Origin of the sequence: Burkholderia sp. Ac-20349 (genome assembly GCF_017104865.1) — a bacterium.
Classification (GTDB): domain Bacteria; phylum Pseudomonadota; class Gammaproteobacteria; order Burkholderiales; family Burkholderiaceae; genus Burkholderia; species Burkholderia aenigmatica.
Genome location: NZ_JAAGPM010000116.1, coordinates 1 through 25622, shown reverse-complemented (window position 1 = coordinate 25622; position 25622 = coordinate 1). Strand labels below are relative to the sequence as shown.

The following is a 25622-nucleotide window of genomic DNA, read 5'->3' as shown; positions in this document are numbered from 1 at the left end:
AGCGCGCGGGCACGCGCCTTGTCGGCGAGCGTCGCAACGAGCGCCGGTTCGGCGCCCGGGTACAGGGTCAGCGCCGCGCGGATCGCGGCATCGAGTTGCGCGGCCGTCACGCCCGCGCGGAAACCGACGCCGAGCGCGACGCGCATCATGCGCCGCTGCCGAGCGCGGCACGTACCGCGGGATCGTCGGCGAACGCCGCGACGCGGCCGATCACGACAATGGCCGGCGAGCCGATGCCAGTCGCGCCGATGCGTTCGACGAGCGTATCGAGCGTCGCGAGCACGTGCCGCTGTTCGGGGCGCGTCGCGTTCTCGATCGCCGCGCACGGCGTATCGCCGGGCAGGCCGCCTTCACGCAGCGCGGCTGCAATCGTGTCGAGGCGACGAATGCCCATGTAGATGACGATCGTCATGCGCGTGGCCGCGAGCGCGCGCCAGTCGGGTTCGCCGGCGCCCGCGCCGTGGCCCGTGACGAAGATCACGCCTTGCGCGTCGCCGCGCTGCGTGACAGGAATGCCGATTGCGGCTGGCGCGGCGATGCCCGCGGTGACGCCGTTCACGACCTCGACCGGGAATCCCGCCGCGCCGAGTGCGGCCAGTTCCTCGCCGCCGCGGCCGAACACGAACGGATCGCCGCCCTTGAGCCGCGCGACGCTGCGGCCCGCGCGCAGATGCGCGAGCATCGCGGCGACGATCGTCTCCTGCGGCGTCGAAGCATGGCCGCCGCGCTTGCCGACGTGCTCGATCTGCGCATCGGCACGTGCATGGCACAACACGTCGGGATTCACGAGATCGTCGACGAGCAGCACGTCCGCCGCGCCGATCGCACGGACGGCCTTGAGCGTCAGCAGGTCGGCGTCGCCGGGGCCGGCGCCGATGAGCCAGGCGCGGCTCATCGAGCGCGGCACGGTGCGCACCGTGTCGAAACAGTGGAACAGGGCAGGCGGGCGGCACGGCGGCGGCCAGCAGACAGGAAACGCATGACGGATCGAACGAAGCCCGCGCGGACGCGGGCGGAATGCGCACCCCATCCGTCCCCCGCGGATCGGGCGTTCGGCGAGCCTCGGGCTCGCCCCTTGCGTCGGCCGGTATCCGGGCTGGCCGCTTGCCAGGCCGCAGCCTTCCCGCCCGGCTGAAGGGCAGTGGCATCGTGGGCGGCCTGGGCGCGTGCGTGGGGAAGCGCAGCGCGCGGGCGGCGTACCGTTGCGGGGACAGCACAGGCCGGGCGGTGGTCCGCCTCCTGTTTCCCGTTTAACTGCAGGCGCGCAATGCGCATGCGAGCACCGAACGCGGCGCATACGATAGCACAGCGATCCACCCGCGCGAACCGCTGCGTACGGCGTTCGGCCACGTGCGCCGGCCATCCGGAACCGGGCCCGGTGGCCCGCTCCGCCTTGACGCTCCCCGCACTGCCGCCTACACTCGCACGCGTTTTGGTGCTCGCGCGCGCCGCTCCGGCGCGCGCAGTTAAACGGGAAACAGGGAGCCTGCCTGCGCCGCAGTCGAGCCAACCTGTGCTGCCCCCGCAACGGTAAGCGAACGCGTCGCGCGAGAAGCGCCACGCAACGCCGCTTCGCCGCATGCCGCGCGCATGCGGACGACCGCCACTGGATGCCGCGCGCATCCGGGAAGGCGAAGCGGCGTGTTCGTCAGCCCGGATACCGGCCTAAACGTTGGGGTTCAGCGCCGCGGGGAGGCGGCGCATCGTCCACGGCCGCAGCAGGCCCGACGCCCGCGTGTTGCCCGCTTTCTCCGCCGATCCGCCTGCGCGCCAACCCGCGCCGGCCGGCGTGGCGAACGGCAGGCGGCGCGCGCCGGGCCGGCGGCAGCCGTGTTGGCATTCACGATGTCGACCGTTCGCAAGGAAGCACCATGTCCGCTTCGTCGTTCCGCCCGTCCCGCGACTGTCCGTCCGGATCGCGCGGCGGCATGCCCGCGATCCGCCAGATGAACTGCCACGCCGCCATCGACGCGACGATCCCGGGCTGATTCCATTTTCGACACAGGACCTACCATGACCATGCGCAAGCTTCCCGTCACGATCGTCACGGGCTTTCTCGGCAGCGGCAAGACGACGCTGATGCGCCACATCCTGCAGCACGCCGAAGGCCGCCGCATCGCGGTGATCGTCAACGAATTCGGCGAGCTCGGCATCGACGGCGAAATCCTCAAGGGCTGCGGCATCGGCTGCGAGGACGCGGAAGGCGCGCAGGGCGAAGCATCGGGCCAGCTCTACGAACTCGCGAACGGCTGCCTGTGCTGCACCGTGCAGGAAGAGTTCTATCCGGTGATGGAAGCGCTCGTCGAGCGGCGTGCGGACATCGACCACGTACTGATCGAAACCTCGGGCCTCGCGCTGCCGAAGCCGCTCGTGCAGGCGTTCAACTGGCCGACGATCCGCAACAGCTTCACGGTCGACGCGGTCGTGACTGTGGTCGACGGGCCGGCCGCCGCGAGTGGCCAGTTCGCGGAAAACCCGCAGGCCGTCGACGCGCAGCGCCGCGCCGATCCGAACCTCGATCATGAATCGCCGCTGCACGAGCTGTTCGCCGATCAACTGTCGTCCGCCGATCTCGTGATCGTGAACAAGGCCGATCTCGTCGGCGACGCAGCGTTCTCGCAGATCGAAACCGCGATCCGCGACGAAATCCCGCCGCAGGTGAAGATCGTGCGCGCGACGCGCGGCGAGCTCGATCTCGCGATGCTGCTCGGTCTCGAATCGGCATCGGAAGAAACGATCCACCTGCGTCACGACCATCACGGCTCGGCCGACGACGGCGATCACGATCACCATCACGACGATTTCGACTCGGTCGTCGTGTCGGGCGATGCCGGCACGCGCGAAGCGACGATCGCCGCGCTGCAGCGTGTCGTCGAAGCGCACACGATCTATCGCGCGAAAGGCTTCGCCGCGCTGCCCGGCGCGCCGATGCGCCTCGTGATCCAGGGTGTCGGCCGCCGCTTCGACAGCTATTTCGATCGTCGCTGGCAGGACGGCGAAACGCGCGCGAGCCGCTTCGTGCTGATCGGCGAGGATCTCGACGCGGCCGCGCTGCAACGCGCGTTCGACGCCGCGTGCGCGGCCGAGCCGCAACAGGCGTAACCCACGATGCATTTGCTGCGCACCACGCCGGGCGGCTTCGTCGACGACACGCAGGGCGTCGTCCGGATCGACCAGCAGCCGGCCGACATCGTGATCCTGAGCTCGGCCGACACGACGCTGTCGCTGCTGGCAAGTGTCGTGCCGCACCTGCCGGCCGGCTTCCCGAGCGTGCGGCTCGCGAACGTCACGTTCCTGCGGCAGCCGGCGTCGGTCGATTTCTACGTCGACGACGTGCTGCAGCATGCGAAGTCGGTCGTGATCGATCATCTCGGCGGCGAGGCGTATTGGCCGTACGGAATCGAGCAGGCCGTGTCGCTCGCGTCGAAGCGCAAGCAGCAGCTCGCGATGTTCTCGGGCGACCTGCAGGAAGACCCGAACCTCGTCGCGAAGAGCACGGTCGCGCCCGACCTGTGCCGGCTGTGGTGGCGCTACCTGCGTGAAGGTGGCGTGCACAACGCCGAGGCGCTGCTGCGCAGCATTGCATTCCACACGCTCGGGTTCGGCGAAGAGCCCGAGCTGCCGCGCCCGCTGCCGGCCGCCGCGCTGTATCACCCGGCGCGCGACCGCGCGAGCGTCGACGACTGGCGGCCGCGCTGGACGCCCGGCGGGCCCGTCGTCGCGATCCTGTTCTATCGCGCGCACTGGCAGGCCGCGAACACGGCCGTGTTCGATGCGCTGGCCGACGCGCTCATCGAAGAAGGGCTGAATCCGCTGCCGATCGCGGTCACGTCGCTGAAGGACGCGGTGAGCCGTGAAGTCATCACGCAGCTCTGCGACACGCACGACGTCGCGCTCGTGCTGAACACGACCGCGTTCGCGGCCGGCGCGATCGACAGCCCCGAGCACGACGTGCTCGCCGGCGATGCTCCGGTGTTGCAGGTGATCCTGTCCGGCGGCAATCGCGACGCGTGGGTGGCCGACAACCAGGGCCTGCATGCGCGCGATATCGCGATGCACATCGCGCTGCCCGAGGTCGACGGGCGCATCGTCACGCGCGCGGTGAGCTTCAAGGGGCTCGCGTACCGCTGCCCGCATACCGAGGTCGACGTCGTGCGCTACCAGCCGGACGCCGAGCGGATCGCGTTCGTCGCGGCGCTCGCGCGCGGCTGGTGCCGGCTGCGCACGCTCGACAACGCCGACAAGCGCGTTGCACTGATTCTCGCGAACTATCCACAAAGCGAAGGTCGGATCGGCAACGGCGTCGGGCTCGACACGCCGGCGTCCGCGCTGCGCGTGCTCGCGACGCTGCGCGACGCGGGCTACGCGGTGGCCGACTTGCCACCCGACGGCGACGCGCTGATCGCGCGCCTCACCGAAGGCGTGACCAACGACGCGGCCGTGCATGCGTTGCGCCCCGCATTCCAGAGCTTCCCGCTGGCCGACTACGTCGCCCGTTTCGCGCGGCTGCCGGCGGCCGTGCGCGACGCGCTGAACGCGCGCTGGGGCCCGCCCGAAGCCGACCCGACGCTGCGGCAAGGGCGCTTCACGATCGCCGGCTGGCGCGCGGGCAACGTGTTCGTCGGCATCCAGCCGTCGCGCTCGCGCGGCGAGAACGACTACGCGAGCTACCACGACGCGGATCTCGTGCCGCCGCACGCGTATCTCGCGTTCTATTTCTGGCTGCGCGATGCGTATCGCATCGACGCGGTGATCCACCTCGGCAAGCACGGCAACCTCGAATGGCTGCCGGGCAAGAGCGTCGCGCTGTCCGACGCGTGCTGGCCCGACCTGACGCTCGGGCCGCTGCCGCACCTGTATCCGTTCATCGTCAACGATCCGGGCGAGGGCAGCCAGGCGAAGCGCCGCGCGCAGGCGGTGATCATCGATCACCTGATGCCGCCGCTCACGCGCGCGGAAAACTACGGCCCGCTGCAGGATCTCGAGCGGCAGGTCGACGAATACTACGAAGCGCTGATGGTCGACGGGCGGCGCGCGAAGCTGCTGCGCAAGACGATCCTCGCGACGATCGCCGAACACCGGCTGCACGACGAACTGAGCGTGTCGCCGCCGCGCGATACGGGCGACGAGGATGCGCTGCTCACGCGCGTCGACGCGTGGCTGTGCGAACTGAAGGAAGCGCAGATTCGCGACGGGCTGCACGTGTTCGGCGTATCGCCGGCCGAGCGCCAGCGGCGCGACACGCTGCTCGCGCTCGCGCGCTTTCCGGTCGGCGACGGCAAGGGCACACGCGCAGGACTGATCGGCGCGCTCGCGCGCGATCTCGCACTCGGCGACGACTTCGATCCGCTTGCGGCCGACTGGGCCGCGCCGTGGGTCGGCCCGCGCCCGGCGATCCTGCAGGCGCTCGACGCATCGCCGTGGCGCCATGCGGGCGATACGCGCGAACGGCTCGAACGGCTTGCGCAGCAGTGGCTGGACGGGCTGTGCGCAGCCGACGGCGGTAACGCAGGTACCGATGCGACGCCTCCCGGCGACTGGCCGCACACGCTTGCCGTGATCGAGCGCGTCCGTGCGACGCTGCTGCCCGCGCTCGACGCGTGCGGCGGCGAGGAAATGCGTCAGCTGCTGCGCGGGCTCGACGGCCGCTTCGTGCCGCCGGGGCCGAGCGGCTCGCCGTCGCGCGGCCGGCCTGACGTGCTGCCGACCGGCCGCAATTTCTACTCGGTCGACACGCGCGCGGTACCGACGCAGGCGGCGTGGTCGCTCGGCCTGAAATCCGCACAGCAACTGATCGAACGCCATCTGCAGGATCATGGCGACTATCCGCGCGCGATCGGCCTGTCGGTCTGGGGCACGGCGACGATGCGCACGGGCGGCGACGACATCGCGCAGGCGTTCGCGCTGCTCGGCGTGCGGCCGAAATGGGCGCATGGCAGCCACCGCGTGACCGACTTCGAGATCCTGCCGATCGAGATCTTCGACCGGCCGCGCATCGATGTGACGCTGCGCGTGTCGGGCTTCTTCCGCGACGCGTTCCCGAACCTGATGCACCTGTTCGACGCGGCCGTGCAGGCGGTGGCCGCACTCGACGAACCCGAGGAACTGAACCCGATCCGCGCGCGCATCGAACGCGAACGCGCGAAGTGGGTCGCGCAGGGCGTGGCACCGGACGAAGCGCGGCGCCGCGCCGGCTGGCGCGTGTTCGGCGCGCGGCCGGGCAGCTACGGCGCGGGCTTGCAGGACCTGATCGACCAGCGCCGCTGGCAGACCGACGCCGATCTGGCCGATGCCTACCGCCAGTGGGGCGGCCATGCGTATGCGCAGAACAGCGCGGGCGACGCGGCGGCCGACGTGTTCGGCGAGCGGCTCGCGACGATCGACGTCGTCGTGCAGAACCAGGACAGCCGCGAGCACGACATCCTCGATTCGAACGACTACTACCAGTTCCAGGGCGGGATGACCGCAGCCGTGCGGCACCTGTCCGGGCAGCAGCCGAGCATCTACCACGGCGACCACGCAAACCCGGTCGCGCCGAAGATGCGCACGCTGCGTGAAGAAATCGCGCGCGTGATCCGCTCGCGCGTCGTCAACCCGAAATGGCTCGACGGCGTGAAGCGGCACGGCTACAAGGGCGCGGCCGAGCTGGCGGCGACCGTCGACTACCTGTACGGCTATGACGCGACCGCGCGCGTGCTGTCGGATCACCAATACGCGCTCGTCGCCGACGCGTACCTGTTCGACGACGCCACCCGCGCGTTCCTCGAACGGCACAATCCGAAAGCGCTGCACGGCATCTGCGAACGCTTCGTCGAGGCGATGCAGCGCGGCCTGTGGCAACAGCCGGGCGATTATCGCGAACGGATCGAAGCGGTCTGGCTCGCGAGCGAACAACTCCAGGAAGGGGGACGGCGATGACCGATCCGACGCTGCACCGCGCCCGCGCGGTCTTTCCGTTTGCGGCGCTCGTCGCGCAGGACGCATTGCAGCAGGCGCTGCTGCTCGCCGCGATCGACCCGTCGCTCGGCGGCGTGCTCGTCAGCGGGCCGCGCGGCACCGCGAAATCGACCGCGGCGCGCGGCCTCGCGGAGCTGTTGCCCGAAGGGCAGTTCGTCACGCTGCCGCTGTCGGCGAGCGACGAGCAGGTGACGGGTACGCTCGATCTTGCGCATGCCCTCGCTGAAAACGGCGTGCGCTTCCGGCCGGGCCTGCTCGCGAGGGCGCATCTCGGCGTGCTGTATGTCGACGAAGTGAACCTGCTCGCCGACGGGCTCGTCGATACGCTGCTCGATGTCGCCGCGAGCGGCGTGAACATCGTCGAGCGCGATGGCGTGTCGCACGCGCACGATGCGCGCTTCGTGCTGATCGGGACGATGAATCCGGAGGAGGGCGAACTGCGTCCGCAGCTGCTCGACCGCTTCGGGTTGATGGTCGAACTGGAGAATTGCTTCGACGCCGCACAGCGCGAGCGGATCGTGAAGGCGCGACTCGCGTTCGATCTCGATCCGGACGCGTTCCGCGCAGGCCATGCATCCGCACAGCGCGAACTCGGCGACCGGATTCACGCGGCGCGTGCACGGCTGGCGGCGCTCGATTTCGACGATGCCGTCCATGCGCGCGTCAGCGCGCTGTGCATCGACGCGGCCGTCGACGGGCTGCGTGCCGATCTCGTGACGCTGCGCGCGGCGCGCGCGCTCGCCGCACTGGAGCAGGCCGATGCGGTGACGGTGTCGCATGTGGAGCGTGTGGCCGACGCGGTGCTGCGGCACCGGCGCCATGCGGGCACACCACCATCGTCCCGAGCGCCGCAGAAAAACGACGAACGCGACGGTCACACGCCGCCCGATGCGCGCGAGCGCCCCGACGATCCATCGGGCGCCGCGCAGAACGATGCCGCGGCATCACAGGGCGACTGGGGCTACCTGCCACCCGAACCGGCCGGGCTGCACGACGTGAAAGGCGTGGTGCCGCTGCCGCTAAAAAAACGCTGAGCCATCGAGCCGGCGCCGCTGCGAACACCGTTCGCGGTCCTCGATGGCAATCAGGCGCAGCCGCGCGCGTGCCGGGCACGGCACGTGCCGGCACCGCCGTGGCGTGGCCGGCAACGCTTGCGGCGAAACGCGGCGGCCCGCTGCATCGCGGCCATCTGCGCTTCCGGAAACGGGCCGGCACGCCGGACGCACTGCATTGCTTTGTGCTCGACTGTTCGGCGTCGATGCTGTCGCACGAGCGGCTCGCACTGGCGAAGGGGCTGATCGTCGCGTATTTCGACCAGGCCGCGCGCGACCGTGTCGAAACCGCGCTGATCTGTTTCGGCGGCAATGGTGCCGCGCACCGCTTCGGCCCGGCCGTACCGCGCTGGTGGAATGCGCGCTGGCTCGAACCCGTCGAAGGTGGCGGCGGCACGCCGCTCGCAGACGGCATCGCGGCCGCCGCGCAGTTGCTCGCGCGCGCGGCGCGGCGCGAGCCCGGCAAGCAGCGCTGGCTGTGGGTGCTGTCCGACGGACGCACGCGCGAGATACCCGCGAAACCCGCGGCGGCCGATCACGTCGTGTTCGTCGACTTCGACGACGCGGCCGTGCAGATCGGGCAGGGTGCGCGGCTGGCGGCAGCCTGGGGCGCGCAGTGGGTGACGGCCGACGCGCTGTACACGGGCGGCACCGGCTGATGACCGGCCGGCGGTGCGCTATGATCGCCGCTTCTGCTTCTACCCATTGGAAACACCCGCCATGCAAGTACTCGTCGATGCCGACGCGTGTCCGGCCGTCATCAAGGACATGCTGTTTCGCGCCGCGCGTCGTGCCGAAATCTGCGTGACGCTGGTCGCGAACCAGTTTCTGCGCACGCCACCGTCGCCGTTCATCAAGGCGGTGCAGGTGCCCGCCGGCTTCGACGTGGCCGATGCGCGCATCGTCGAGCTGGTGGAAGCGGGGGATCTCGTGATCACCGCCGACATCCCGCTGGCCGCCGCCGTGCTCGACAAGGGCGCGCATGCGCTCGACCCGCGCGGCAACTGGTTCAGCCGCGAGAACATCGAGGAACGCCTGTCGACGCGCGCGATGATGGACCAGTTGCGCAGCGCGGGCATCGACACGGGCGGGCCGGCGCCGTTCAGCGCACGTGACGGCAAGGCGTTTGCGTCGCAGCTCGACCGGTTCCTGGCGCGGCACGGCAAGCCTTGAGGGTGCGTTGCGCCAGCCGCGTGCGGCGATCATCCTGCGTGGATGCGTGGACGAACACCCGCATGTACCATGCGCCACATCACCGGATCCGCATTTAATCGCGCTCATCGCTCAGGCCGGGATGCAGGTTCGCGCCGACACTGCTATCGTGGCGCAAACCACAACACAGGAGCGCACGCGTGTCACCGACTCAACTTCTCGTTCCGACCTTCACCCAGATGCTGCGCGCGCAGACCGCGTGGCTCGACAAGGCCGTCGCACACTGGCAGGCCGCGGGCGACGCGCCCGACGCGGCGATGTCGCTGAAGCTGGCGCCCGACATGTATCCGCTTGCCGCACAGGTGCGCTTCTCGTGCTTCCAGGCGATGGAGCCCGTCCACCGGCTGCGCGGCGAACCGTTGCCGGCTGCGCTGCTGGCCTTGCGCGAAGCGGGATGGAATGCCGATGCGCAGCCCGGCTCGCTGGCCGACGCGCAGGCGATCCTCGCCGGCACGCTCGCCTTTCTCGACGAACTCGCGCCGGATGCGCTCGATGGCGGTGCCGCGCTGCCGATCGCACTCGAAATGCCGAACGGGATCGCGTTCGACATGACGGGCGAACAGTACGCGCGCGACTGGGCGCTGCCGCAGTTCTACTTCCACGCGATCGCCGCGTACGCGATCCTGCGCCACCACGGCGTCGAACTCGGCAAGGCCGACTACGTGCCGCACATGCTCGCGTACGTCCGGCCGGGCACGATTCCGCAGGGGTGAGCCCGCAGGCGCCGGGCACCGTCGAAACGACATGACGCGGGCACTTTTCATCTGCAGCCGCAACCGGCTGCGCAGCCCGACGGCCGAAGCGGTATTCGCCGCGTGGCCGGGCGTCGATACCGACTCGGCGGGCCTCGCGCCCGATGCGGACACGCGCGTGTCCGCCGAGCAGCTCGACTGGGCCGACGTCGTGTTCGTGATGGAGCGGGCGCACAAGGCGAGGCTGGCGGCGCAATTCGGCGCGCAGCTACGGCACAAGAAGATCGTGTGCCTCGACATCCCCGACCGTTACGCGTACATGCAGCCCGAACTCGTCACGTTGCTCGAGCGCAAGGCCGGCCCGTTCCTGCGCGGGTGACCGGCGCAGACGAGGTGGACGTCAGCGCAGCCGGCCGTTCGCGATCGCCGAAAAACAGTCGAGCCGCAGCAATTCGATGATCTTGCGCGTCGGCACGCTTGCACGCAGCGTGTCGAGCCGGTCGACGGTGAACCACTTGCAGCGGGCGATCTCGTTGCTCGCACGCGGCGTCAGGTGCGCCGGCACGTCGGCCACGAACACGTGATGGAGCTTCGTCAGCCCGCCGAACTGCACCGCGTAATCGAGCGCGAGCCCCTCCAGCCGCGTTTCCTCGGCGAGCTCCCGCAGTGCAGCATCGAGCGGCGTCTCGCCACGCCGGATCGTGCCGCCCGGCAGCGACCAGCGCGACGCGGTGCGGGCGACCAGCAGCACGCTGCTGCGCTGACGGCACACGATCGTGGCGCGTTCCTTGATGACGGCGAGGGTGTCCGGCCCGGTACTCATGTTCGGCAAAACGGGTGCTGAATCGTGGAGAAAATGCGCGTCGGCGGCACGTCATTCGGCAGCCGGCCGCGACGGCGTACAGGCAGCCGCAACGATGCTACCGGCGGTTCGTGACAGTTCCGTGCACGGCGCTGCGGGACCGCTGATACATCACGAGTGCGTATAGAACCCGTTGCGCGTCGGCTTCACGTGGCTCGGATGGCGGCGCTTGTGAACGGCACGCCGATGGTGGGGCGGCGGCGTGACGTGCCGGCGCGCGGGCGCGGGCCGTGCGGTCGGCGCTGCGCCCGGCATCTCGGTCTGTCCTTCGCCGAAATGGAACGTCTGGGTTTGCGCATGTCCGACGCCCAGCGTCGACGCCAGCATGAAGGCCGCCAGCAGCATCCGTTTCATGAATAATCCGTCCTATTTTTTTGAGATGAAGATTGCCCGCCAGCTTAGCGAAAGGCGGGGCGCTACCGCAACCGGCCCGTGTTCGGGGTCGCCCCCACTTGCGCGCGGCGGCGTCATCCGCACGGACTCAGGGTGCCGCCGGGGTTGACAACATAATTCCCGAGTGTGAATATAAATTCACACACAAGAATTATTTGCCCAATCCGGAAGGTCGCGCCGCAGGCGCCGGGCCGCCGGAACCGGCAGTCCGATCAACCGGAACCTGGAGCGGGACGCATGGCGGAACACGAGCAGCAGGGCGCGCTGGCGGGATTGCGCATCATCGATCTGTCGCGGGTGCTGGGCGGCCCGTATGCGACGCAGATCCTGGCCGACCACGGCGCGGAGGTGATCAAGGTCGAACCGCCGTCCGGCGACGAAACGCGCACGTGGGGCCCGCCGTTCGACGGCGATACCGCGTCGTACTTCCTCGGCGTGAACCGCAACAAGCTCGGCATTGCGCTCGACCTGACGCAGGCCGCCGACCGCGAGCGGCTGCTCGGCCTGCTCGAACATGCGGACGCCATCGTCGAGAACTTCAAGATCGGCACGATGGAGCGCTGGGGGCTCGGCTTCGACGTGCTGCACGCGCGCTTTCCGCGCCTCGTCCATTGCCGCGTGTCGGGCTTCGGCGCAGACGGCCCGCTCGGCGGGCTGCCCGGCTACGACGCGGCGGTGCAGGCGCTCGCGGGGCTGATGAGCGTCAATGGCGAAGCCGGCGGCGCGCCGCTGCGGGTCGGTGTGCCGATCGTCGATCTCGTCACCGGGCTGAATGCGGCGCTCGGCGTGCTGATGGCGCTGCGCGAGCGCGACGCGAGCGGCCGCGGCCAGTTCGTCGAATCGACGCTGTTCGACTGCGCGCTGTCGATCCTGCATCCGCATACGCCGAACTTCTTCCATTCGGGGAATGCCCCCGTACGCACCGGCAATGCGCATCCGAACATCACGCCGTACGACAGCTTTCCGACGGCGAGCGTCGACATCTTTCTGGCGGTGGGCAACAACGGGCAGTTCGCGGGGCTGTGCGACGTGCTCGGCACGCGCGACTGGCTCGACGATCCGCGCTTCGCGGACAACCGCGCGCGCAGCGCGAATCGCGCCGCGCTGCGCACGCTGCTCGAGACGGCGCTGGCCGGACACGACGGCGCGGCACTCGCCGAACAGTTGATGCGCCGCGGCGTGCCGTGCGCGCCGGTGCTCGGGCTCGATGCGGCGCTCGACCATCCGCATGTCGCGCATCGGGAGATGAAAGTCGAACTGGGCCGGCATCGCGGCATCGCGTCGCCGATCAAGCTCGGCCGCACGCCGGCCACGTACCGGCGGCCGCCGCCCGCGCTGAACGAGCACGCGGCGCAGGTGTTCGGCGACGCCGACAACGACGACACACACCGGGACTGACCGGCATCGCGGCCGCCGGCCGTGCCGTGCGTCCGACGGCGCCGCACGGCCACGCGTACCGCACGCCCCTTCGAACCCCACGCCGGGCCCCGCACGGGCGCACCGGCTGAAGAGGAGACGCATCATGCTTGCATGGATCGGCGCGATCGCCATCGTCGCGCTGTTCGGCCTGATCATCACGAAACGGCTGTCGCCGCTCGTTGCGCTGATCGTCGTGCCGGTGGCCGCGTCGCTCGCGGCCGGTTTCGGGCTTGCGACCGGCAAGTTCATCGTGCACGGCGTCCAGAACATCGGCCCGATCGCCGGGATGTTCGTTTTTGCGATTCTTTTTTTCGGAATCCTCACGGACGCCGGCATGCTCGACCCGATCATCGCGGGCGTGCTGCGCGTGATCGGCTGCCATCCGCCGCGGATCGTGATGGGTTCGGCGCTGCTCGCGCTGCTGATTCATCTCGACGGCTCGGGCGCCGTCACGTTTCTCGTCACGCTGCCCGCGATGATGCCGCTCTATACGCGGCTCGGGATGGATCGCCGCATCCTCGCGTGCGTCGCATCGATGGCGGCCGGCGTCAATTTCCTGCCGTGGGTCGGGCCGATGCTGCGCGCGTCGGCGGCACTGCACATTCCCGGTTCCGCGATCTTCATGCCGATGATTCCGGTGCAGATCGTCGGGCTCGTATTCGTGTTCGGCACTGCATACGTGCTCGGCGTGCGCGAGGCGAAGCGGCTCGGGCTCGATCGTGCCGGGGCGGCGTCGCTCGCGATTGCGCCGCGCGCGCTGACCGATGCCGAGCGCGCATTGCGCCGGCCGGAACGCTTCCGGATCAATCTCGCGCTGACGCTCGTCGTGCTCGTCACGCTCGTGTCCGGCATCGTCGACCCGATGGTGATGTTCATGCTCGGCACGGTCGCCGCGCTCGTGATCAATTACCCGGACGTGCAGGCCCAGCGCGAGCGGATCGACGCGCATGCCAAGGCCGCACTGATGATGGCGAGCGTGCTGCTCGCGGCCGGCGCGTTCACCGGCATCATGTCCGGCACCGGGATGCTGAAGGCGATGGCGGACGTGGTCGTCGCGCACGTGCCGGTCGAGCACGCGCGCCACATGCCGTTCGTGCTCGGGCTGCTGTCGATGCCGCTCAGCCTGCTGTTCGACCCCGATTCGTTCTACTTCGGCGTGCTGCCGGTGCTCGCGGAAAGCGCGAAGCTGCTCGGCGTGCCGCCGATCCAGATGGCCCAGGCCGCGCTGCTCGGCCAGATGACGACGGGTTTCCCGGTGAGCCCGCTCACGCCCGCGACGTTCCTGATCGTCGGCCTGACCGGCGTCGAGCTCGCCGAGCACCAGAAATTCACGATTCCGTTCCTGTTTGCCGCCACGGTGCTGATGGTGTTCGCCGCCGTGATCGTTGGCGTGTTTCCGTTGTGAGCGGCCCAGGCCTGCCGCTTCGTGCCGGCGCGCCCCGCGAGGGGACGCTCGCAGGAACGGAAACCCTGGCGCCGCCTGGCGTTTTCTTGAGAGCGGCGCGGCCGCTCCGCTTTTTCCGGGAGAGCATTCCATGCAGTTCGACCTGACCGATGACCAGCGCGCGATCGAAAGCGCGATCGAGAAAATCTGCGCGCGCTTCGGCGACGACTACTGGCTCGAACGCGATCGCGCGGGCGGGTTTCCGGCCGATTTCCACGCGGCGCTCGCCGAGGCCGGCTGGCTCGGCATCGCGATGGATCCGGCCCACGGCGGTGCCGGGCTCGGGATGACCGAGGCCGCGCTGATGATGCGCACGATCAGCGCATCGGGCGCCGGCCTGTCCGGTGCGTCGGCCGTCCACATGAACATCTTCGGGCTGAACCCGGTGCAAGTATTCGGCAACGATGCACAGAAGGCGCGCTTCCTGCCGCCGCTGATCGCCGGGCGCGACAAGGCGTGCTTCGCCGTGACGGAACCCGACGCGGGCCTCGACACCACGCACCTGACCACGCAGGCACGCCGCGACGGCGACCACTACGTGCTGAGCGGACGCAAGATCTGGATCTCGACCGCGCAGGTCGCGAACAAGATGCTGATCATCGCGCGCACGACGCCGCTCGACCAGGTCGCGAAGCCGACCGACGGGCTGAGCCTGTTCTATACCGATCTCGACCGGTCGCGCGTCGAGGTGCGCGAGATCGAGAAGATGGGCCGCAAGGCGGTCGATTCGAACATGCTGTTCATCGACAACCTGCGCGTACCGGAAGGCGACCTGATCGGCCACGAAGGCGACGGCTTCCGCTATTTGCTGCACGGGCTGAATCCCGAGCGGATCCTGATCGCCGCGGAGGCGATCGGGCTCGGGCAGGCCGCGCTGCGCCGCGCGACGCAGTACGCGTGCGAGCGTGTCGTGTTCGGCCGGCCGATCGGCCAGAACCAGTCGATCCAGCATCCGCTCGCACTGGCGTGGATGCAGCTCGAGGCCGCGTGGCTGATGGTGATGAAGGCCGCGACGCGCTACGACGCGGGGCAGTCATGCGGCGCGGAAGCCAACGCCGCGAAATACCTCGGCGCGGAAGCCGCGTTCCACGCATGTCAGACGGCGGTCGCGACGCATGGCGGGATGGGTTACGCGAAGGAATACCATGTCGAGCGCTACCTGCGCGAGTGTATGATTCCGAGGCTCGCGCCCGTGAGCCCGCAACTGATCCTGTGCTACATCGCAGAGAAGGTGCTCGGGCTGCCGAAGTCGTACTGACCGGTCCGACCCGGCGGTCGGCCCGGTGCGCGGTTTCCCGTTCCGAATCAAGCGCTCGTCATGGACGTCAAACTCGTTGCCCGCACGCTCGACCTGTTCGAGCTGTTCGCCGCCGAACGGCGGCCGCTGCCGCTCACCGAACTCGCGCGCCTGCTCAATGTGCCGGCGTCGAGCTGCCTCGCGATGGCGCGCACGCTCGTGAGCCGCGGCTACCTGTACGAAGTGCGCAAGCGCGGCGGCTACTACCCGACGCGCCGCCTGCAGACGATCGCCGCCGCGATCGACGCGACCGATCCGGTCGTCGACATCGTCCATCCGCATCTGGTCGCGCTGCGCGACGCGAGCCGCGAGACAGCCGTGCTCGGCAAGATCCAGGGCGTGTCGGTCACGTACCTCGACGTCGTCGAATCGGAGCAGGCGATCCGCTATACGCGCGCGCCGGGCGAGCTGCGCCCGCTGCATGCGAACTCGATCGGCAAGGCGATTTTCGCGGAACTGGCCGGCGACGCGCAGCAGGCGCTCGGCGCGCAGTTGCCGTTCGAGCGCTTTACTGATTCGACCGTGGCAGACCTGCCCGCGCTCGTCGCGCAAACCGCCGGGTTTCGCGCACTCGGCTGGGCCGAGAACTTCGGCGAGAGCGCGCCCGAGCTGTCGGCGATCGCGGTCGCGCTGACGCTCGACGGCGACTGGTACGGGTTGTCGGTGGTCGGGCCGACCGAGCGGATCCGCCAGCATCGCGATACGCATGCGGCGCTGCTCGTCGATGCGAAGGCCAGGCTGCTGGCCGAACACGCGCGCGGCTGACGGCGGGCAGGGCGCGCCGGCCTGCGAGCCGTCCGCCGGCGATCCGGTCGCGATCGTCGTGAACGGCCCCTGACGCGCCGGCCTAGCGACGGCCGCTACGCGGCATCATGACTTCACCCACACACCGCCCGCACTCGGGTTGTCGCCTTGCGTCCACCATTTCGCGCAGTATTTCGCGCCCTGGTACATCACGCAGGTGCCGCCTGAATATGCGGTGGTCGCCGACCACGTGGCCGTGCCGCCGCCGACCGCCTTCCACACCGCGGCCTGGCCGGGCACGTCGCCCTGCGTCCACCATTGCGCCTGATACGTGGTGCCCTGGTAGGTGACCGTTGCGCCGGCCGTATAGACCTGGCCGGCCGCCCAGGGCGCACCCGGCTGCGGCGTGCCGCCGTTCGAGCCGCCGCCGTAGTTCGGATCCTGCGTGACGCCCGCGCCCCACTTGCCGTCGAGCTGCTTGAAGATCGTCGCGAACGCGTACGGCTGCTGCGCGACGCCCGAGCAGGTCGGCGACGCATAGGTGCCGCCGGACGGGCACGCCTGATCGCGGCCGACCGACCAGTTGCCGAAGAAGCCGTAGCCGTTGGCGACCGCCGCGTTCAGCACGCTTTGCGCATTCGCGAGCGTGAAGGTTTCGCCCTGCACGTCGTTCACGCCGATCATCGGCGTGACGCCGACCATCTGCCAGAGCTGGGCATTGGTCTTCGGCTGGCCGGCCGACTTGAAGGCCGTATCGAGTTGCGAATAGAGCGCCTGCGCGGCACTGATCGCGGCCGCGCCCATGTCGAGATTCGCGGGGCCGTAGTCCATCGCCATCACGTTCACCGCATCGAACACGGTCTGGTTCGAAATCGCCGCATTGACGACGTTCAGGCCGTCCTGCGTGAGCCCGGTCGGCATCGTCGGCAGCGTCAGCGTCACGTGCAGCGGCTTGCCTTTCGCCGCATAGCTCGCCTGCAATTGCGTGACCGCCTGGAAGTTGCGCGCGACCGCGGCCGTGTCGAGTTGCGACACGCCTTCGATGTCGAAGTCGATGTGCGTGAGGCCGTACGTGTCGATCACGGTCTGGTACGCGCTCGCCAGCGCGGGGACCGTCGAGCACGCCTGCATCAGCGGGGTGCCGTTTGCGCCGCCAAACGACACGGCGACTTCGCCTCCTTTCGCGCGATAGCTCGCGATCGACGTCGACAGCGCGGTCAGCAGGCCGCCGCTCGCGCCGTTGCCGATCGGCTGCACGCCGCCCCACGACGGCGTACAGCCGCTGCCCGCGACCACGAACGCGAGCGTGAATTGCTGGATGCCTTGCCGGACGCCGATCTGGTCGACGAGCGGCGTCGGATAGAGCGTCACGTCGACATAGGGCGCATAGACGCCGGCGCCCTGGGACACGCTCGCGACGGCAAGCAGGCACCCCGCGGCAAGCGCGCGCGGAATGAAACACGGCAACACATTGTTGTGCATGGTGTTCTCCAAGTGGAAGAGAGATACGCTGGCCCGCGTATCGCCGCCCGGCAGGCGACCGGGTGTGCCGGCCCGACGGCGTGCTCATCTTGGAGGATTCGCGCCCGATAGGGAATAGTCAGGAGTTCTTTTTGTTATTTGATTCCCGGTACGTAACGATCTTGCCGATTCGACACCGTTGCGCAACGCCGGGCGGGCGATTTTTCCGCCCCGTGCCGATGTGCGCCGTGCGCGCCGGTCAGGCCGACGCAGGCGGTTCGAGCGACCGGGCGAGGGCGACGAAACGTTCGATGCATGCGGATGCAAACGGCTCGCGCCACGACACGATCAGCTCGACCCGGCGCGTGTCGTTCAGCGGTACGTAGGTGACGCCCGGGCGTTGCAGCGTCGCGGTGAAACCCGGCACGATCGCGATGCCGCGCTCGGCGGCCACCAGCGACACGAGCGTCGTGATCTGCGATGCGGTCGCCCCGATGCGCGGCGCGAAACCGGCCTGCGCGCACAGATCGTCGAGCGCCGTCGTCAGCGCGGAGCCGAAGCCCGGCGGGAAGGTCACGAAGGTTTCGCCGGCGAGCGCGGCAAAGTCGACATGCGCGCGTTCCGCGAGCGGATTGCCGGCCGGCACGACCGCGACGAGCGGTTCGCGGGCGACGACGCGCGACGGTACCGCTGCACCGGGCGCACGCGCCCACGACCAGCCGAACCCGACGTCCATCGCACCGTCGGCGATCTGCTGGCGCTGGCTGGCGGTCGACGCTTCGCGGAAGGCGAGCTCGACGTCCGGCATCGTGCGGCTCGCCTGACGGACGATGTCCGGGAACGTGTCGGACATCGGAATCGAGCTCGCATAGCCGATCACGATGCGCCCGGCGATGCCCTGCGCCAGCTTGCGCGCGCTCGCCTCGGCCTCGGCGGCCGCGCTGACCACGTTGCGCGCATGCTCGAGGAATCGCTCGCCGTCGGGCGTCAGCCGCACCGCACGGGTCGAGCGCTCGAACAGCCGCACGCCGAGCTCGCTTTCCAGCGCGGCGATATGGCGGGTCAGCGGCGGCTGCGCGACGCGCAGGCGTAGCGCGGCACGCCCGAAGTGCAGTTCGTCGGCAACGACCACGAAATAGCGAAGGCGGCGCAGGTCGAGCATTGTTGTCGTTCCGGTATCAATCGCGATGAAAACGGTATTGGCGTGCATGCGGCGCGCTCGTCAGACTGTCGGCATCGACGACCAGGCCGCTCCGATGAACGACAGGACCACGCGCATCGCGTTCTTTCTCTGCGGCTTTGCCGCGTTTCTCAATCTGTATTCGACGCAGGGCATCCTGCACGAACTCGCGGCCACCTTCGGCGTGAGCGCCGAGCGGGCAGGGCAGGGCGTGAGCGCCACCACGACGGCCGTCGCCATTATCGCGCCGTTCGTCGGCGTGCTGGCCGCGCGCATCGAGCGGCGCATCGCGATCTCGCTCGCGGCGGTGGCCGTCGCGCTGCCGGTCGTGTGGTCCGCGCATGCGGGCAGTTTCGCGTCGTTTCTCGGTGCGCGCTTTGCGGCCGGCCTGGTCATGCCGTTCGTCTTCGCGCTGTCGATCGCCTATATCGCCGAGCGCTTCGATCGCGGCACGTCGGCCGAGATCAGTGCGCTGTTCGTTGCCGGCACGACGCTCGGCGGGTTCGCCGGCCGCTTCGCAACCAACCTGATGACGTCGATCTGGGGCTGGCGGCATGCGCTCGACGTCGTCGCGGCGCTGTGTCTCGTCACGGGCGTCGCGATCTACGCGAGCCTGCCGGCGTCCGGTGCGATCGCGCGGCGCGCCGAACACGCGTCGGATGCCGGTGCGGGGCCGTCGTGGCGCATCGTCACGCGCGGCCCGCTGCTCGCGTCGTTCGCGATCGGCGCTTGCGTGCTCGCGTCGCAGGTCGCGACGTTCACGTTCGTCGGCCTGCGCCTTGCGCGCGCGCCGTTCGGCTTCGGCACGGTCGGGATCGGCGCGATCTATGCGGTGTTTCTGGTGGCGGTGGTCGTGACCCCGCTGGCAGGACGCCTCGCGCGGCATCGCGGCCCGCGCGCGCCGGGGCTTGCCGCGTCCGTGCTCGCGATCGGCGGGGCGTTGCTGACGCTGTCCGACAACGTGCCGGTGATCCTGGCGGGCCTCGCGCTCAGCTCGACCGCCGTGTTCGTCGAACAGGCGTCGGCCAACACGTTCATCTCGCAGGCGGCGTCGAGCGCGCGCTCGACGGCGATCGGCATCTACCTGTCCTGCTATTACTTCGGCGGCAGCCTCGGCTCGATCCTGCCGGTGCCCGGCTGGCATCGGTGGGGATGGGCCGGCTGCGTCGCGTTCGTGGTCGTCGCACAGGCCATCGTCGGTGTGCTCGTGTACCGGTTCTGGCGAGCGGGTGGCGCGGCCGGCATCGCGGATGCCGGCACGCGCAGCGTCACGCCGACGCGCTGACCGGGTTCAGCGATACCAGCGCGGCGTATAGACCCATTCGCGTGCGTTGCCGATCGCAAAGCGGCGCGTCGTCGACGAGCCGACGATCACCATCGTGCGCATGTCGACCTGGTCGCTTCGCAGCGCGCCGAGCGTCGTCGTCGTGAGCGTCGCACCCGGCCGGCCGATGTCGCGGCCGAGCACGACCACCGTATCGGCCGTGCGGTGCGCGCGCACGACATCGAGCGCGCGATCGAGCTGCCACGGCCGCGCCCGCGAGATCGGGTTGTAGAACGCCATCACGAGATCGGCCTGCGCCGCATGCCGCAGCCGCGTCTCGATCACGTCCCACGGCTTCAGGTTGTCCGACAGCGAAATCGCGCAGAAATCGTGGCCGAGCGGCGCGCCAGCCTGCGCGGCCGTCGCGAGCGACGCCGAGATGCCGGGCTCCACGCGCAGATCGACCGCCGCCCAGTGCGGATCGCGCGCTTCGTCGAGCGCTTCGAGCACGGCCGCTGCCATCGCGAACACACCCGGGTCGCCCGACGATACAACGGCGACACGCCGGCCCTCGGCCGCGAGTTCGAACGCATGGCGCGCGCGCTGCATCTCCTCGCGATTGTCGGTGCCGTGCACGCGCTGGTCGTCGCGGAACGGGCCGGCCATGTTCACGTAGGTCGTATAGCCGAGGATGTCGGTCGCGTCCGCGAGCGCGGCGCGCGCGGCCGGCGTGAGCCACGCGGCGCCGCCCGGGCCGAGCCCGAGCACCGTCAGGCGGCCGCGAGCGCGGCCGAGCGTGGCGGGATCGACCGGATGCGACGCGACCGCGCATGCGATGCCGTTCGTCGTCGCGCGCAGCGTGTGCACGACGCGCAACGCGCGGCCGAGCAGTGCGGCCGCATCGGCTGTCGCGCCGCCGTCATCGTCGATATCGACATCGACGAAGCGCAGCGGTACGTCGAGCGTTTGCGCCGCTTCTTCCAGCACGCCATCACCGATTGCCGATGCGGGCGCGACGATGGCCGCGAGCGCCAGCCGCGCGAGACCGTGCGCATCGAGTGCGGCGTCGATGCGCGCGGCGAGCGCTTCATCGCCGTGGATAGCCGGTGCATCGACACCGACCACCACGCTGCGCGGATGAATCACGAGTTCGTCGCGCGTGCCGTGCCATGCATCGGGTGTCACGCGGATCGCATGCGCGGCCGCGTCGTCGCGCGGCAATGCGACATCGTCGAGCCACGGCGCCGCGCCATCGATGCGCGTCGACGCACCCGCGAGCAGAGCGGACACGAAGCGCTTGCCCTGGGCGAGATCGGCGAGCGCATAGCCTTCCGGCGGATTGAGCACGCACGCGCCGAAGCGCAGTTCGCCGCTCGTCGTGATCGCCGGCGCGACGCCGACACATGCGGCGATTTCGCGCGCGATCACGTTGACGCCCGTCAGCCCGCCGAGCAGCGGCACGACCGCCGAGCCGTCTTCCGCCACCGCGAGCACGGGCGGCTCGACGCCCTTGTCGGCCAGCGCGGGGGCGAGGCAGCGGATCACGATGCCGGCCGCGCACAGCGCGACGATCGGCAGGCCGCGGGCATAGAGTTCGCGCAAGTGCGCGCCGAGATCGTCGAACGGCACGTCGGCCGCGACGCGCGACGCGAGGCCATGTACGAGCGCACCCGGATAGCGCGCCTGGATGCGCCGCGCGGTATCGAGCGCGCCCGCGCCGAGAATCACGATCGCGGGCGGCGTCGTCATCCTTGCCATTTTTCCCCCGGCACGACGAGCAGCGAGAAATACGGCGACGCCATCGGATCGACTTCGTCGAGCGGCACGATGCGCTGGCTCGCCATCGTCGCGCGCTCGACATACAGCGCGCGCTTCGCGAGCCCCAGCTCGTCGAGCACGCGCCGCACCTTGTCGAAATTGCGGCCGAGCTTCATCACGACGGCCGCGTCGGCCCGCGCAAGCCGCTCGCGCAGTTCGTGCTCGGGCAGCACGCCCGACAGCACCGACAGGCTCTGGTTGCGATAGACGAGCGGCTGGCCGAGCACGGCCGTACCGCCGAGCATCGCGCACACGCCGGGGATCACCTCGGTGTCGTAGCGCGGCGCGAGGCGGTCGTGCAGGTACATGTACGAACCGTAGAAGAACGGGTCGCCTTCGCAGATCACCGCGACGTCGCGGCCCGCGTCGAGGTGCGCGGCAACGATCTCGGCGGCCGTGTCGTAGAAGTCGGCGATCACCGTCTCGTAGCACAGCGGCGGCGGCAGTGCCTCGGTCGTCACCGGATAGACGAGCGGCAGTTGCGTCTGCCCGTCCCGCAGGTGCGCTTCGACGATGCCGTACGCATTGCCTTTCTTGCCCTTCGCGACGAAATACGCGACCACCGGCGCGGCCTGCAGCACGCGCAGCGCCTTGATCGTCATCAGTTCAGGATCGCCGGGGCCGACACCGACCCCGAACAGGTGTCCGCGCGCGCTCGTCATTCGACCTCCGTCGCGAGCGCGTTGACCGCCGCAGCCGCCATCGCGCTACCGCCGCGCCGGCCGAGCAGCGCGACGTACGGCACGCCGCGGCTGTCGGCATCGAGCAGCGCCTTCGATTCGGCCGCACCGATGAAGCCGACCGGGAAACCGAGGATCAGCGCGGGGCGCGGCGCACCGGCGTCGATCATGTCGAGCAGGTGGAACAGCGCGGTCGGTGCATTGCCGATCACGACGACGCTGCCCGCGAGATGCGGACGCCACAGTTCGAGTGCGGCAGCCGAGCGCGTGTTGCCGAGATGCCGGGCGAGATCGGGCACCTCCGGCTCGCCGAGCGTGCAGATCACGCGATTGTCGGCCGGCAGCCGCGCGCGCGTGATGCCTTCGGCGACCATCCTCGCGTCGCACAGGATCGGCGCGCCGGCGGCAAGGGCTGCGCGGCCCGCCGTGCCGGCGCCGGCCGAGAAGCGCAGGTCGTAGACGACGTCGACCATCCCGCACGCATGGATCACGCGCACCGCGAGTTTCTCGAGGTCGGGCGGAACCTGCGACAGGTCGGCCTCGGCGCGGATCGTCGCGAACGACTGGCGGTAGATTTCCTGCCCGTCGCGAATGTAGTCAAGCATCGGTGGTGTCCTGGCTGTGCCGCGCGCCCGTCAGTCGGGCCGCGGCCTGGTCAATCGTCAGATGGCGCGCGAGCGGGGCGCCGAGGCCCGCAGCGGCGTCGCGCCGGTAAAGGTCGTAGTGCGCGGGCGCAACCGCGACGAGTGTGTGCGTCGCGGGATGCGGCAGTGCGCAGTGGCGCTCGCAGCCGGTCAGGTGCACGTCGACCGCGTGGCCGATGCGCGCGGCAAGCGCGAGCGCGTCGTGTTTGGTGTCGGCGCGCGCCTTCGCGCAGCCCGCGCTGCCGGTGCACGCGACGAGCGACGCGAGCGGATCGGACGGCGCGCAGACGAGGCCGAGCGACGCAAGCGCATCGAGCGTGGCCAGCGCGCGCTCGCGCGATACGCCATGCATGAACACGCCTTGCCAGGGCGTCATCGACAGCGTGCCGTCGCCGTCTGTTTCGGCCAGCGTGGCGAGCCGTTCCAGTTGCGTTGCATCGAGCTGGCCGAGCGCGAATTGCGCGCCGACGTTGCAGCGCGCCGCATCGCGCGACGGACGCACGCCGAAACGCAGCGCCGCGTCGGCAGGCGAGCGGCGCCAGCCGGCGAGCGCCGGATCGGCCGCGAGCGGGAAGGGCGCATAGTGCCGCGCGCGTTCGAGCAGCGCGCGTTCACCGCATGTTGCAAGCAGAGCGCGCATCCGCGTGACGTCGGCCGGCGCAAGATCGAGGAACGCGAGCAGCAGCGCGCGCACCAGCGCGACACCTTGAGCGGGCGCGACATCGACCGAAGCGGGTGGGTCGCCATGCGCGACCGGCGGGCAGCCGGCCAGTCCGGCCGCGAGGCGCACCGCGCCGTCACTGCGACGCCATGCGGCCAGCCAGATGTCGTGCGGATGATCGAGCGCCGCCACCGATTCGCCGCCGTCGAGCTGGATCGAAAATTTCGGCGACAGCTCGCCGCGACGTGGCTCGCGCGCCAGCATGTCGAAGAGTGGCGCGGCGAGCGCGCGGCTGTCGACGAGCGCGGCGGGGTCGTGGCCGGCGAGCGGGCTGAGCATCAGGTTGCGGACGTCGTCGCTCGCGGCGAGCGCGACCGCATCGGCGGCAGCGTCTGCGGTTGCATCGACGGACGGGCCGAGCCCCGCGTCGAGCAATGCGCGCGTCAGCGCGTCGGCCGCACCGTCGCGAATGCCGCGTAGCTGGAGATTCGCGCGATTGGTCGCGTCGATCGTGCCGGAGCCGAAGGCACGCGCGGCGGCGGCGATCGCACGCGCCTGGCGCGCATCAAGCCGGCCGCCCGGCAGCTTGATCCGGCACAGCCCGCCGTCGGCGGCCGCGACCACGCGCACGAGCCCCGGGCAGGCCGACGGGCGCGCGACGGGCGACGCAGGAATCGAAACGGGGGCGGAACTCAACGGGGTACCGGGACAGTGTCGCGCCGCGGCCAACGCATCGGTACACCCCGCCCGACGCCGACTGGCACGCACGCACTTTCAGGCCGGCAGGTCTCCTGGCTGACAGGTCGGCGCCGGCTCCCGGCCTTCCCGGTGGAACCAGTGGCATGAGGGGGAGATCGGCTCGCTGTCTACAGTTGCGGGGGCAGCCACAGCGGCGCGTGGCGCGCCCTGTGTTCCCTCTTCGGCCCCGAAGGGCACCGGCGAACGAACGGCCGTAGGATACCCGATTTTCACGACGATCCGGCATCGGGAATTCACCGCGCAACCGCGTCGCAGCACGGCCGCAGCCGGGTTTGCACTGTCTCGCAAATGGTACGATTGGCGGCTCGACATCAGATCGGCGACTGCCGGCATTCGCCATGAAACTCGCCAGGACGGAGCTGTTCGGCATGGGCATTGCACTGGGCTTGCTGGCCATCCCGGCATGGATGCTGCTCGAGGGCATGCTGATCCCGCTTGCACCGTTGGCCGAGTGGCCGAAGAATGTCGCGCTCGCCGGTCTCGGCGTGCCGATCGTGGCGGGCGGAACGTTCCTGTACCGGAAAACCGATGCACGCTCGCTCATGTGGCTGCTGCTCGGCTGGCTGCTGATCGCGTCGATCGGCGGCATGATTCTGGCCTTGCTGACGTTTGTCGTCGGCGTGCCGCTCGGCTGACGTCGTAGTCGTAGTCGTAGCCGCATCGCACCGGCTGGCGGGCGATGCGCACGGCACATGAACGGATCAACGCGCGGCGGCCCGGCCGCCGCGCATTGCAACAAACGGTAGGAAATCGAACGATGGGGAAGGGTGCATGACGGCGTGGCTGACGGTAGTGGGCATCGGCGACGACGGTTACGCGGGGCTCGGACGCAGCGCGCGCCGCGCGCTGCTCGACGCGACGCTCGTGGTCGGCGCGAAGCGGCATCTCGACATGCTGCCCGCGCGGCTGCCGGCCGCGCGCGAAGCGTGGCCGTCGCCATTCGATCTCGCGGGTGTGCTCGCGCGGCGCGCGTCGCCGGTCTGCGTGCTCGCCAGCGGCGATCCGATGCTGTTCGGCGTCGGCGCCACGCTCGCGCGCACGCTGTCCCCGGACGAATGGCGCGTGCTGCCCGCGCCGTCGTCA

Annotated in this window: 23 protein-coding genes, 1 pseudogene and 3 riboswitches; of the genes and pseudogenes, 14 read left to right on the top strand and 10 right to left on the bottom strand. The window is 70.0% G+C overall.

Translation table 11 applies throughout. The features are described 5' to 3' along the window. Positions 1 to 149: pseudogene (locus tag G3N61_RS39735) on the bottom strand (cobalamin biosynthesis protein CbiG); the annotation flags it as partial. Beyond that, the gene (cobA, locus tag G3N61_RS29035; RefSeq protein ID WP_205824167.1) at positions 146 to 895 is read right to left on the bottom strand and encodes a uroporphyrinogen-III C-methyltransferase; all 750 of its coding nucleotides are present in this window, start codon (positions 893 to 895) and stop codon (positions 146 to 148) included. The gene cobA and the pseudogene G3N61_RS39735, both read right to left, overlap by 4 nt. 169 nt (positions 896 to 1064) lie before the next feature. Further along, a riboswitch (cobalamin riboswitch) is annotated at positions 1065 to 1302 on the bottom strand. 114 nt (positions 1303 to 1416) lie between these two features. Then, a riboswitch (cobalamin riboswitch) is annotated at positions 1417 to 1684 on the top strand. Between the two features lie 329 nt (positions 1685 to 2013). Here cobA and cobW point away from each other — a divergent pair. From cobW to G3N61_RS29000, 7 genes are all read left to right on the top strand, one after another. Continuing rightward, on the top strand, positions 2014 to 3102 hold the full coding sequence (gene cobW, locus G3N61_RS29030; protein WP_205824166.1) for a cobalamin biosynthesis protein CobW: 1089 nt from the start codon (positions 2014 to 2016) through the stop codon (positions 3100 to 3102). A 6-nt stretch (positions 3103 to 3108) separates the two neighbouring features. Further along, the gene (cobN, locus tag G3N61_RS29025) at positions 3109 to 6918 is read left to right on the top strand and encodes a cobaltochelatase subunit CobN (protein WP_205824165.1); all 3810 of its coding nucleotides are present in this window, start codon (positions 3109 to 3111) and stop codon (positions 6916 to 6918) included. Then, a complete protein-coding gene (locus tag G3N61_RS29020; protein ID WP_205824164.1) occupies positions 6915 to 7991 on the top strand; it encodes an ATP-binding protein in 1077 nt (358 codons plus the stop codon). The genes cobN and G3N61_RS29020 overlap by 4 nt, the downstream gene beginning before the upstream one ends. 68 nt (positions 7992 to 8059) lie before the next feature. Then, complete coding sequence (locus G3N61_RS29015; protein WP_205824163.1) at positions 8060 to 8668, top strand: VWA domain-containing protein; 609 nt, start codon at positions 8060 to 8062, stop codon at positions 8666 to 8668. Positions 8669 to 8729: 61 nt separating this feature from the next. After that, entirely contained in the window at positions 8730 to 9182 is a 453-nt protein-coding gene (locus G3N61_RS29010; protein WP_011351963.1) for a YaiI/YqxD family protein, read from the top strand. Between the two features lie 179 nt (positions 9183 to 9361). Continuing rightward, complete coding sequence (locus G3N61_RS29005) at positions 9362 to 9934, top strand: DUF1993 domain-containing protein (RefSeq protein WP_089450461.1); 573 nt, start codon at positions 9362 to 9364, stop codon at positions 9932 to 9934. A 31-nt stretch (positions 9935 to 9965) separates the two neighbouring features. Next, on the top strand, positions 9966 to 10292 hold the full coding sequence (locus G3N61_RS29000; RefSeq protein ID WP_089450462.1) for a low molecular weight protein tyrosine phosphatase family protein: 327 nt from the start codon (positions 9966 to 9968) through the stop codon (positions 10290 to 10292). Between the two features lie 21 nt (positions 10293 to 10313). On the opposite strand, the gene G3N61_RS28995 is transcribed toward G3N61_RS29000, so the two are convergent. Together G3N61_RS28995 and G3N61_RS28990 are read right to left on the bottom strand one after the other, a co-directional pair. After that, on the bottom strand, positions 10314 to 10736 hold the full coding sequence (locus G3N61_RS28995) for an NUDIX hydrolase (protein WP_043182812.1): 423 nt from the start codon (positions 10734 to 10736) through the stop codon (positions 10314 to 10316). 150 nt (positions 10737 to 10886) lie between these two features. Continuing rightward, positions 10887 to 11129, bottom strand: coding sequence for a hypothetical protein (locus G3N61_RS28990; RefSeq protein WP_205824162.1), 243 nt, complete (start codon positions 11127 to 11129; stop codon positions 10887 to 10889). A 276-nt stretch (positions 11130 to 11405) separates the two neighbouring features. Here G3N61_RS28990 and G3N61_RS28985 point away from each other — a divergent pair, with 276 nt between their 5' ends. The 4 genes from G3N61_RS28985 (at position 11406) to G3N61_RS28970 (ending at position 16093) form a co-directional block, all read left to right on the top strand. Beyond that, entirely contained in the window at positions 11406 to 12566 is a 1161-nt protein-coding gene (locus G3N61_RS28985; RefSeq protein ID WP_205824161.1) for a CoA transferase, read from the top strand. A gap of 124 nt (positions 12567 to 12690) precedes the next feature. Next, positions 12691 to 13992: a citrate:proton symporter gene (locus tag G3N61_RS28980; protein ID WP_043182818.1), complete on the top strand. Its 1302-nt coding sequence runs from the start codon at positions 12691 to 12693 to the stop codon at positions 13990 to 13992. Positions 13993 to 14122: 130 nt separating this feature from the next. Continuing rightward, the gene (locus G3N61_RS28975) at positions 14123 to 15289 is read left to right on the top strand and encodes an acyl-CoA dehydrogenase family protein (protein WP_089450465.1); all 1167 of its coding nucleotides are present in this window, start codon (positions 14123 to 14125) and stop codon (positions 15287 to 15289) included. A gap of 60 nt (positions 15290 to 15349) precedes the next feature. Further along, positions 15350 to 16093, top strand: coding sequence for an IclR family transcriptional regulator (locus tag G3N61_RS28970; protein ID WP_043182822.1), 744 nt, complete (start codon positions 15350 to 15352; stop codon positions 16091 to 16093). 105 nt (positions 16094 to 16198) lie between these two features. Here G3N61_RS28970 and G3N61_RS28965 read toward each other — a convergent pair whose 3' ends face one another. Next, the gene (locus G3N61_RS28965) at positions 16199 to 17554 is read right to left on the bottom strand and encodes a chitinase (protein WP_205824160.1); all 1356 of its coding nucleotides are present in this window, start codon (positions 17552 to 17554) and stop codon (positions 16199 to 16201) included. A gap of 238 nt (positions 17555 to 17792) precedes the next feature. After that, the gene (locus G3N61_RS28960) at positions 17793 to 18695 is read right to left on the bottom strand and encodes a LysR family transcriptional regulator (protein WP_205824159.1); all 903 of its coding nucleotides are present in this window, start codon (positions 18693 to 18695) and stop codon (positions 17793 to 17795) included. 94 nt (positions 18696 to 18789) lie between these two features. Here G3N61_RS28960 and G3N61_RS28955 point away from each other — a divergent pair, with 94 nt between their 5' ends. Beyond that, positions 18790 to 19998, top strand: coding sequence for an MFS transporter (locus G3N61_RS28955; protein ID WP_205824158.1), 1209 nt, complete (start codon positions 18790 to 18792; stop codon positions 19996 to 19998). A 6-nt stretch (positions 19999 to 20004) separates the two neighbouring features. Here the strand turns inward: G3N61_RS28955 and cobJ are convergent, their stop codons facing one another. From cobJ to cobG, 4 genes are read right to left on the bottom strand one after another with little or no spacing between them, the layout of a single operon-like run. Continuing rightward, complete coding sequence (gene cobJ / locus G3N61_RS28950; RefSeq protein ID WP_205824157.1) at positions 20005 to 21726, bottom strand: precorrin-3B C(17)-methyltransferase; 1722 nt, start codon at positions 21724 to 21726, stop codon at positions 20005 to 20007. Continuing rightward, positions 21723 to 22457 (bottom strand): precorrin-2 C(20)-methyltransferase, encoded by a 735-nt coding sequence (locus G3N61_RS28945; RefSeq protein WP_205824156.1) that lies wholly within the window; start codon positions 22455 to 22457, stop codon positions 21723 to 21725. Before G3N61_RS28945 ends, cobJ begins: the two co-directional genes overlap by 4 nt. Beyond that, positions 22454 to 23080: a precorrin-8X methylmutase gene (locus tag G3N61_RS28940; RefSeq protein ID WP_122945354.1), complete on the bottom strand. Its 627-nt coding sequence runs from the start codon at positions 23078 to 23080 to the stop codon at positions 22454 to 22456. Before G3N61_RS28940 ends, G3N61_RS28945 begins: the two co-directional genes overlap by 4 nt. Beyond that, a complete protein-coding gene (cobG, locus tag G3N61_RS28935; protein ID WP_241017954.1) occupies positions 23073 to 24476 on the bottom strand; it encodes a precorrin-3B synthase in 1404 nt (467 codons plus the stop codon). Before cobG ends, G3N61_RS28940 begins: the two co-directional genes overlap by 8 nt. A gap of 67 nt (positions 24477 to 24543) precedes the next feature. Continuing rightward, positions 24544 to 24735, bottom strand: a riboswitch (cobalamin riboswitch). A gap of 142 nt (positions 24736 to 24877) precedes the next feature. Between cobG and G3N61_RS28930 the strand changes: the two genes are divergently transcribed. Both G3N61_RS28930 and G3N61_RS28925 read left to right on the top strand, forming a co-directional pair. Next, complete coding sequence (locus tag G3N61_RS28930; RefSeq protein WP_143330995.1) at positions 24878 to 25174, top strand: hypothetical protein; 297 nt, start codon at positions 24878 to 24880, stop codon at positions 25172 to 25174. 136 nt (positions 25175 to 25310) lie between these two features. Next, on the top strand, positions 25311 to 25622 hold a 312-nt coding region (locus G3N61_RS28925), incomplete at its 3' end, for an SAM-dependent methyltransferase (RefSeq protein WP_241017953.1).

Excerpts from the sequence above, each read along its gene's own strand:
- cobA (WP_205824167.1), bottom strand. The coding sequence starts at position 895 with ATGAGCCGCGCCTGGCTCATCGGCGCCGGCCCCGGCGACGCCGACCTG.
- cobW (WP_205824166.1), top strand. The coding sequence starts at position 2,014 with ATGACCATGCGCAAGCTTCCCGTCACGATCGTCACGGGCTTTCTCGGC.
- cobN (WP_205824165.1), top strand. The coding sequence starts at position 3,109 with ATGCATTTGCTGCGCACCACGCCGGGCGGCTTCGTCGACGACACGCAG.
- G3N61_RS29020 (WP_205824164.1), top strand. The coding sequence starts at position 6,915 with ATGACCGATCCGACGCTGCACCGCGCCCGCGCGGTCTTTCCGTTTGCG.
- G3N61_RS29010 (WP_011351963.1), top strand. The coding sequence starts at position 8,730 with ATGCAAGTACTCGTCGATGCCGACGCGTGTCCGGCCGTCATCAAGGAC.
- G3N61_RS29000 (WP_089450462.1), top strand. The coding sequence starts at position 9,966 with ATGACGCGGGCACTTTTCATCTGCAGCCGCAACCGGCTGCGCAGCCCG.
- G3N61_RS28995 (WP_043182812.1), bottom strand. The coding sequence starts at position 10,736 with ATGAGTACCGGGCCGGACACCCTCGCCGTCATCAAGGAACGCGCCACG.
- G3N61_RS28990 (WP_205824162.1), bottom strand. The coding sequence starts at position 11,129 with ATGAAACGGATGCTGCTGGCGGCCTTCATGCTGGCGTCGACGCTGGGC.
- G3N61_RS28985 (WP_205824161.1), top strand. The coding sequence starts at position 11,406 with ATGGCGGAACACGAGCAGCAGGGCGCGCTGGCGGGATTGCGCATCATC.
- G3N61_RS28980 (WP_043182818.1), top strand. The coding sequence starts at position 12,691 with ATGCTTGCATGGATCGGCGCGATCGCCATCGTCGCGCTGTTCGGCCTG.
- G3N61_RS28975 (WP_089450465.1), top strand. The coding sequence starts at position 14,123 with ATGCAGTTCGACCTGACCGATGACCAGCGCGCGATCGAAAGCGCGATC.
- G3N61_RS28970 (WP_043182822.1), top strand. The coding sequence starts at position 15,350 with ATGGACGTCAAACTCGTTGCCCGCACGCTCGACCTGTTCGAGCTGTTC.
- G3N61_RS28965 (WP_205824160.1), bottom strand. The coding sequence starts at position 17,554 with ATGCACAACAATGTGTTGCCGTGTTTCATTCCGCGCGCGCTTGCCGCG.
- G3N61_RS28960 (WP_205824159.1), bottom strand. The coding sequence starts at position 18,695 with ATGCTCGACCTGCGCCGCCTTCGCTATTTCGTGGTCGTTGCCGACGAA.
- G3N61_RS28955 (WP_205824158.1), top strand. The coding sequence starts at position 18,790 with ATGAACGACAGGACCACGCGCATCGCGTTCTTTCTCTGCGGCTTTGCC.
- cobJ (WP_205824157.1), bottom strand. The coding sequence starts at position 21,726 with ATGACGACGCCGCCCGCGATCGTGATTCTCGGCGCGGGCGCGCTCGAT.
- G3N61_RS28945 (WP_205824156.1), bottom strand. The coding sequence starts at position 22,457 with ATGACGAGCGCGCGCGGACACCTGTTCGGGGTCGGTGTCGGCCCCGGC.
- G3N61_RS28940 (WP_122945354.1), bottom strand. The coding sequence starts at position 23,080 with ATGCTTGACTACATTCGCGACGGGCAGGAAATCTACCGCCAGTCGTTC.
- G3N61_RS28930 (WP_143330995.1), top strand. The coding sequence starts at position 24,878 with ATGAAACTCGCCAGGACGGAGCTGTTCGGCATGGGCATTGCACTGGGC.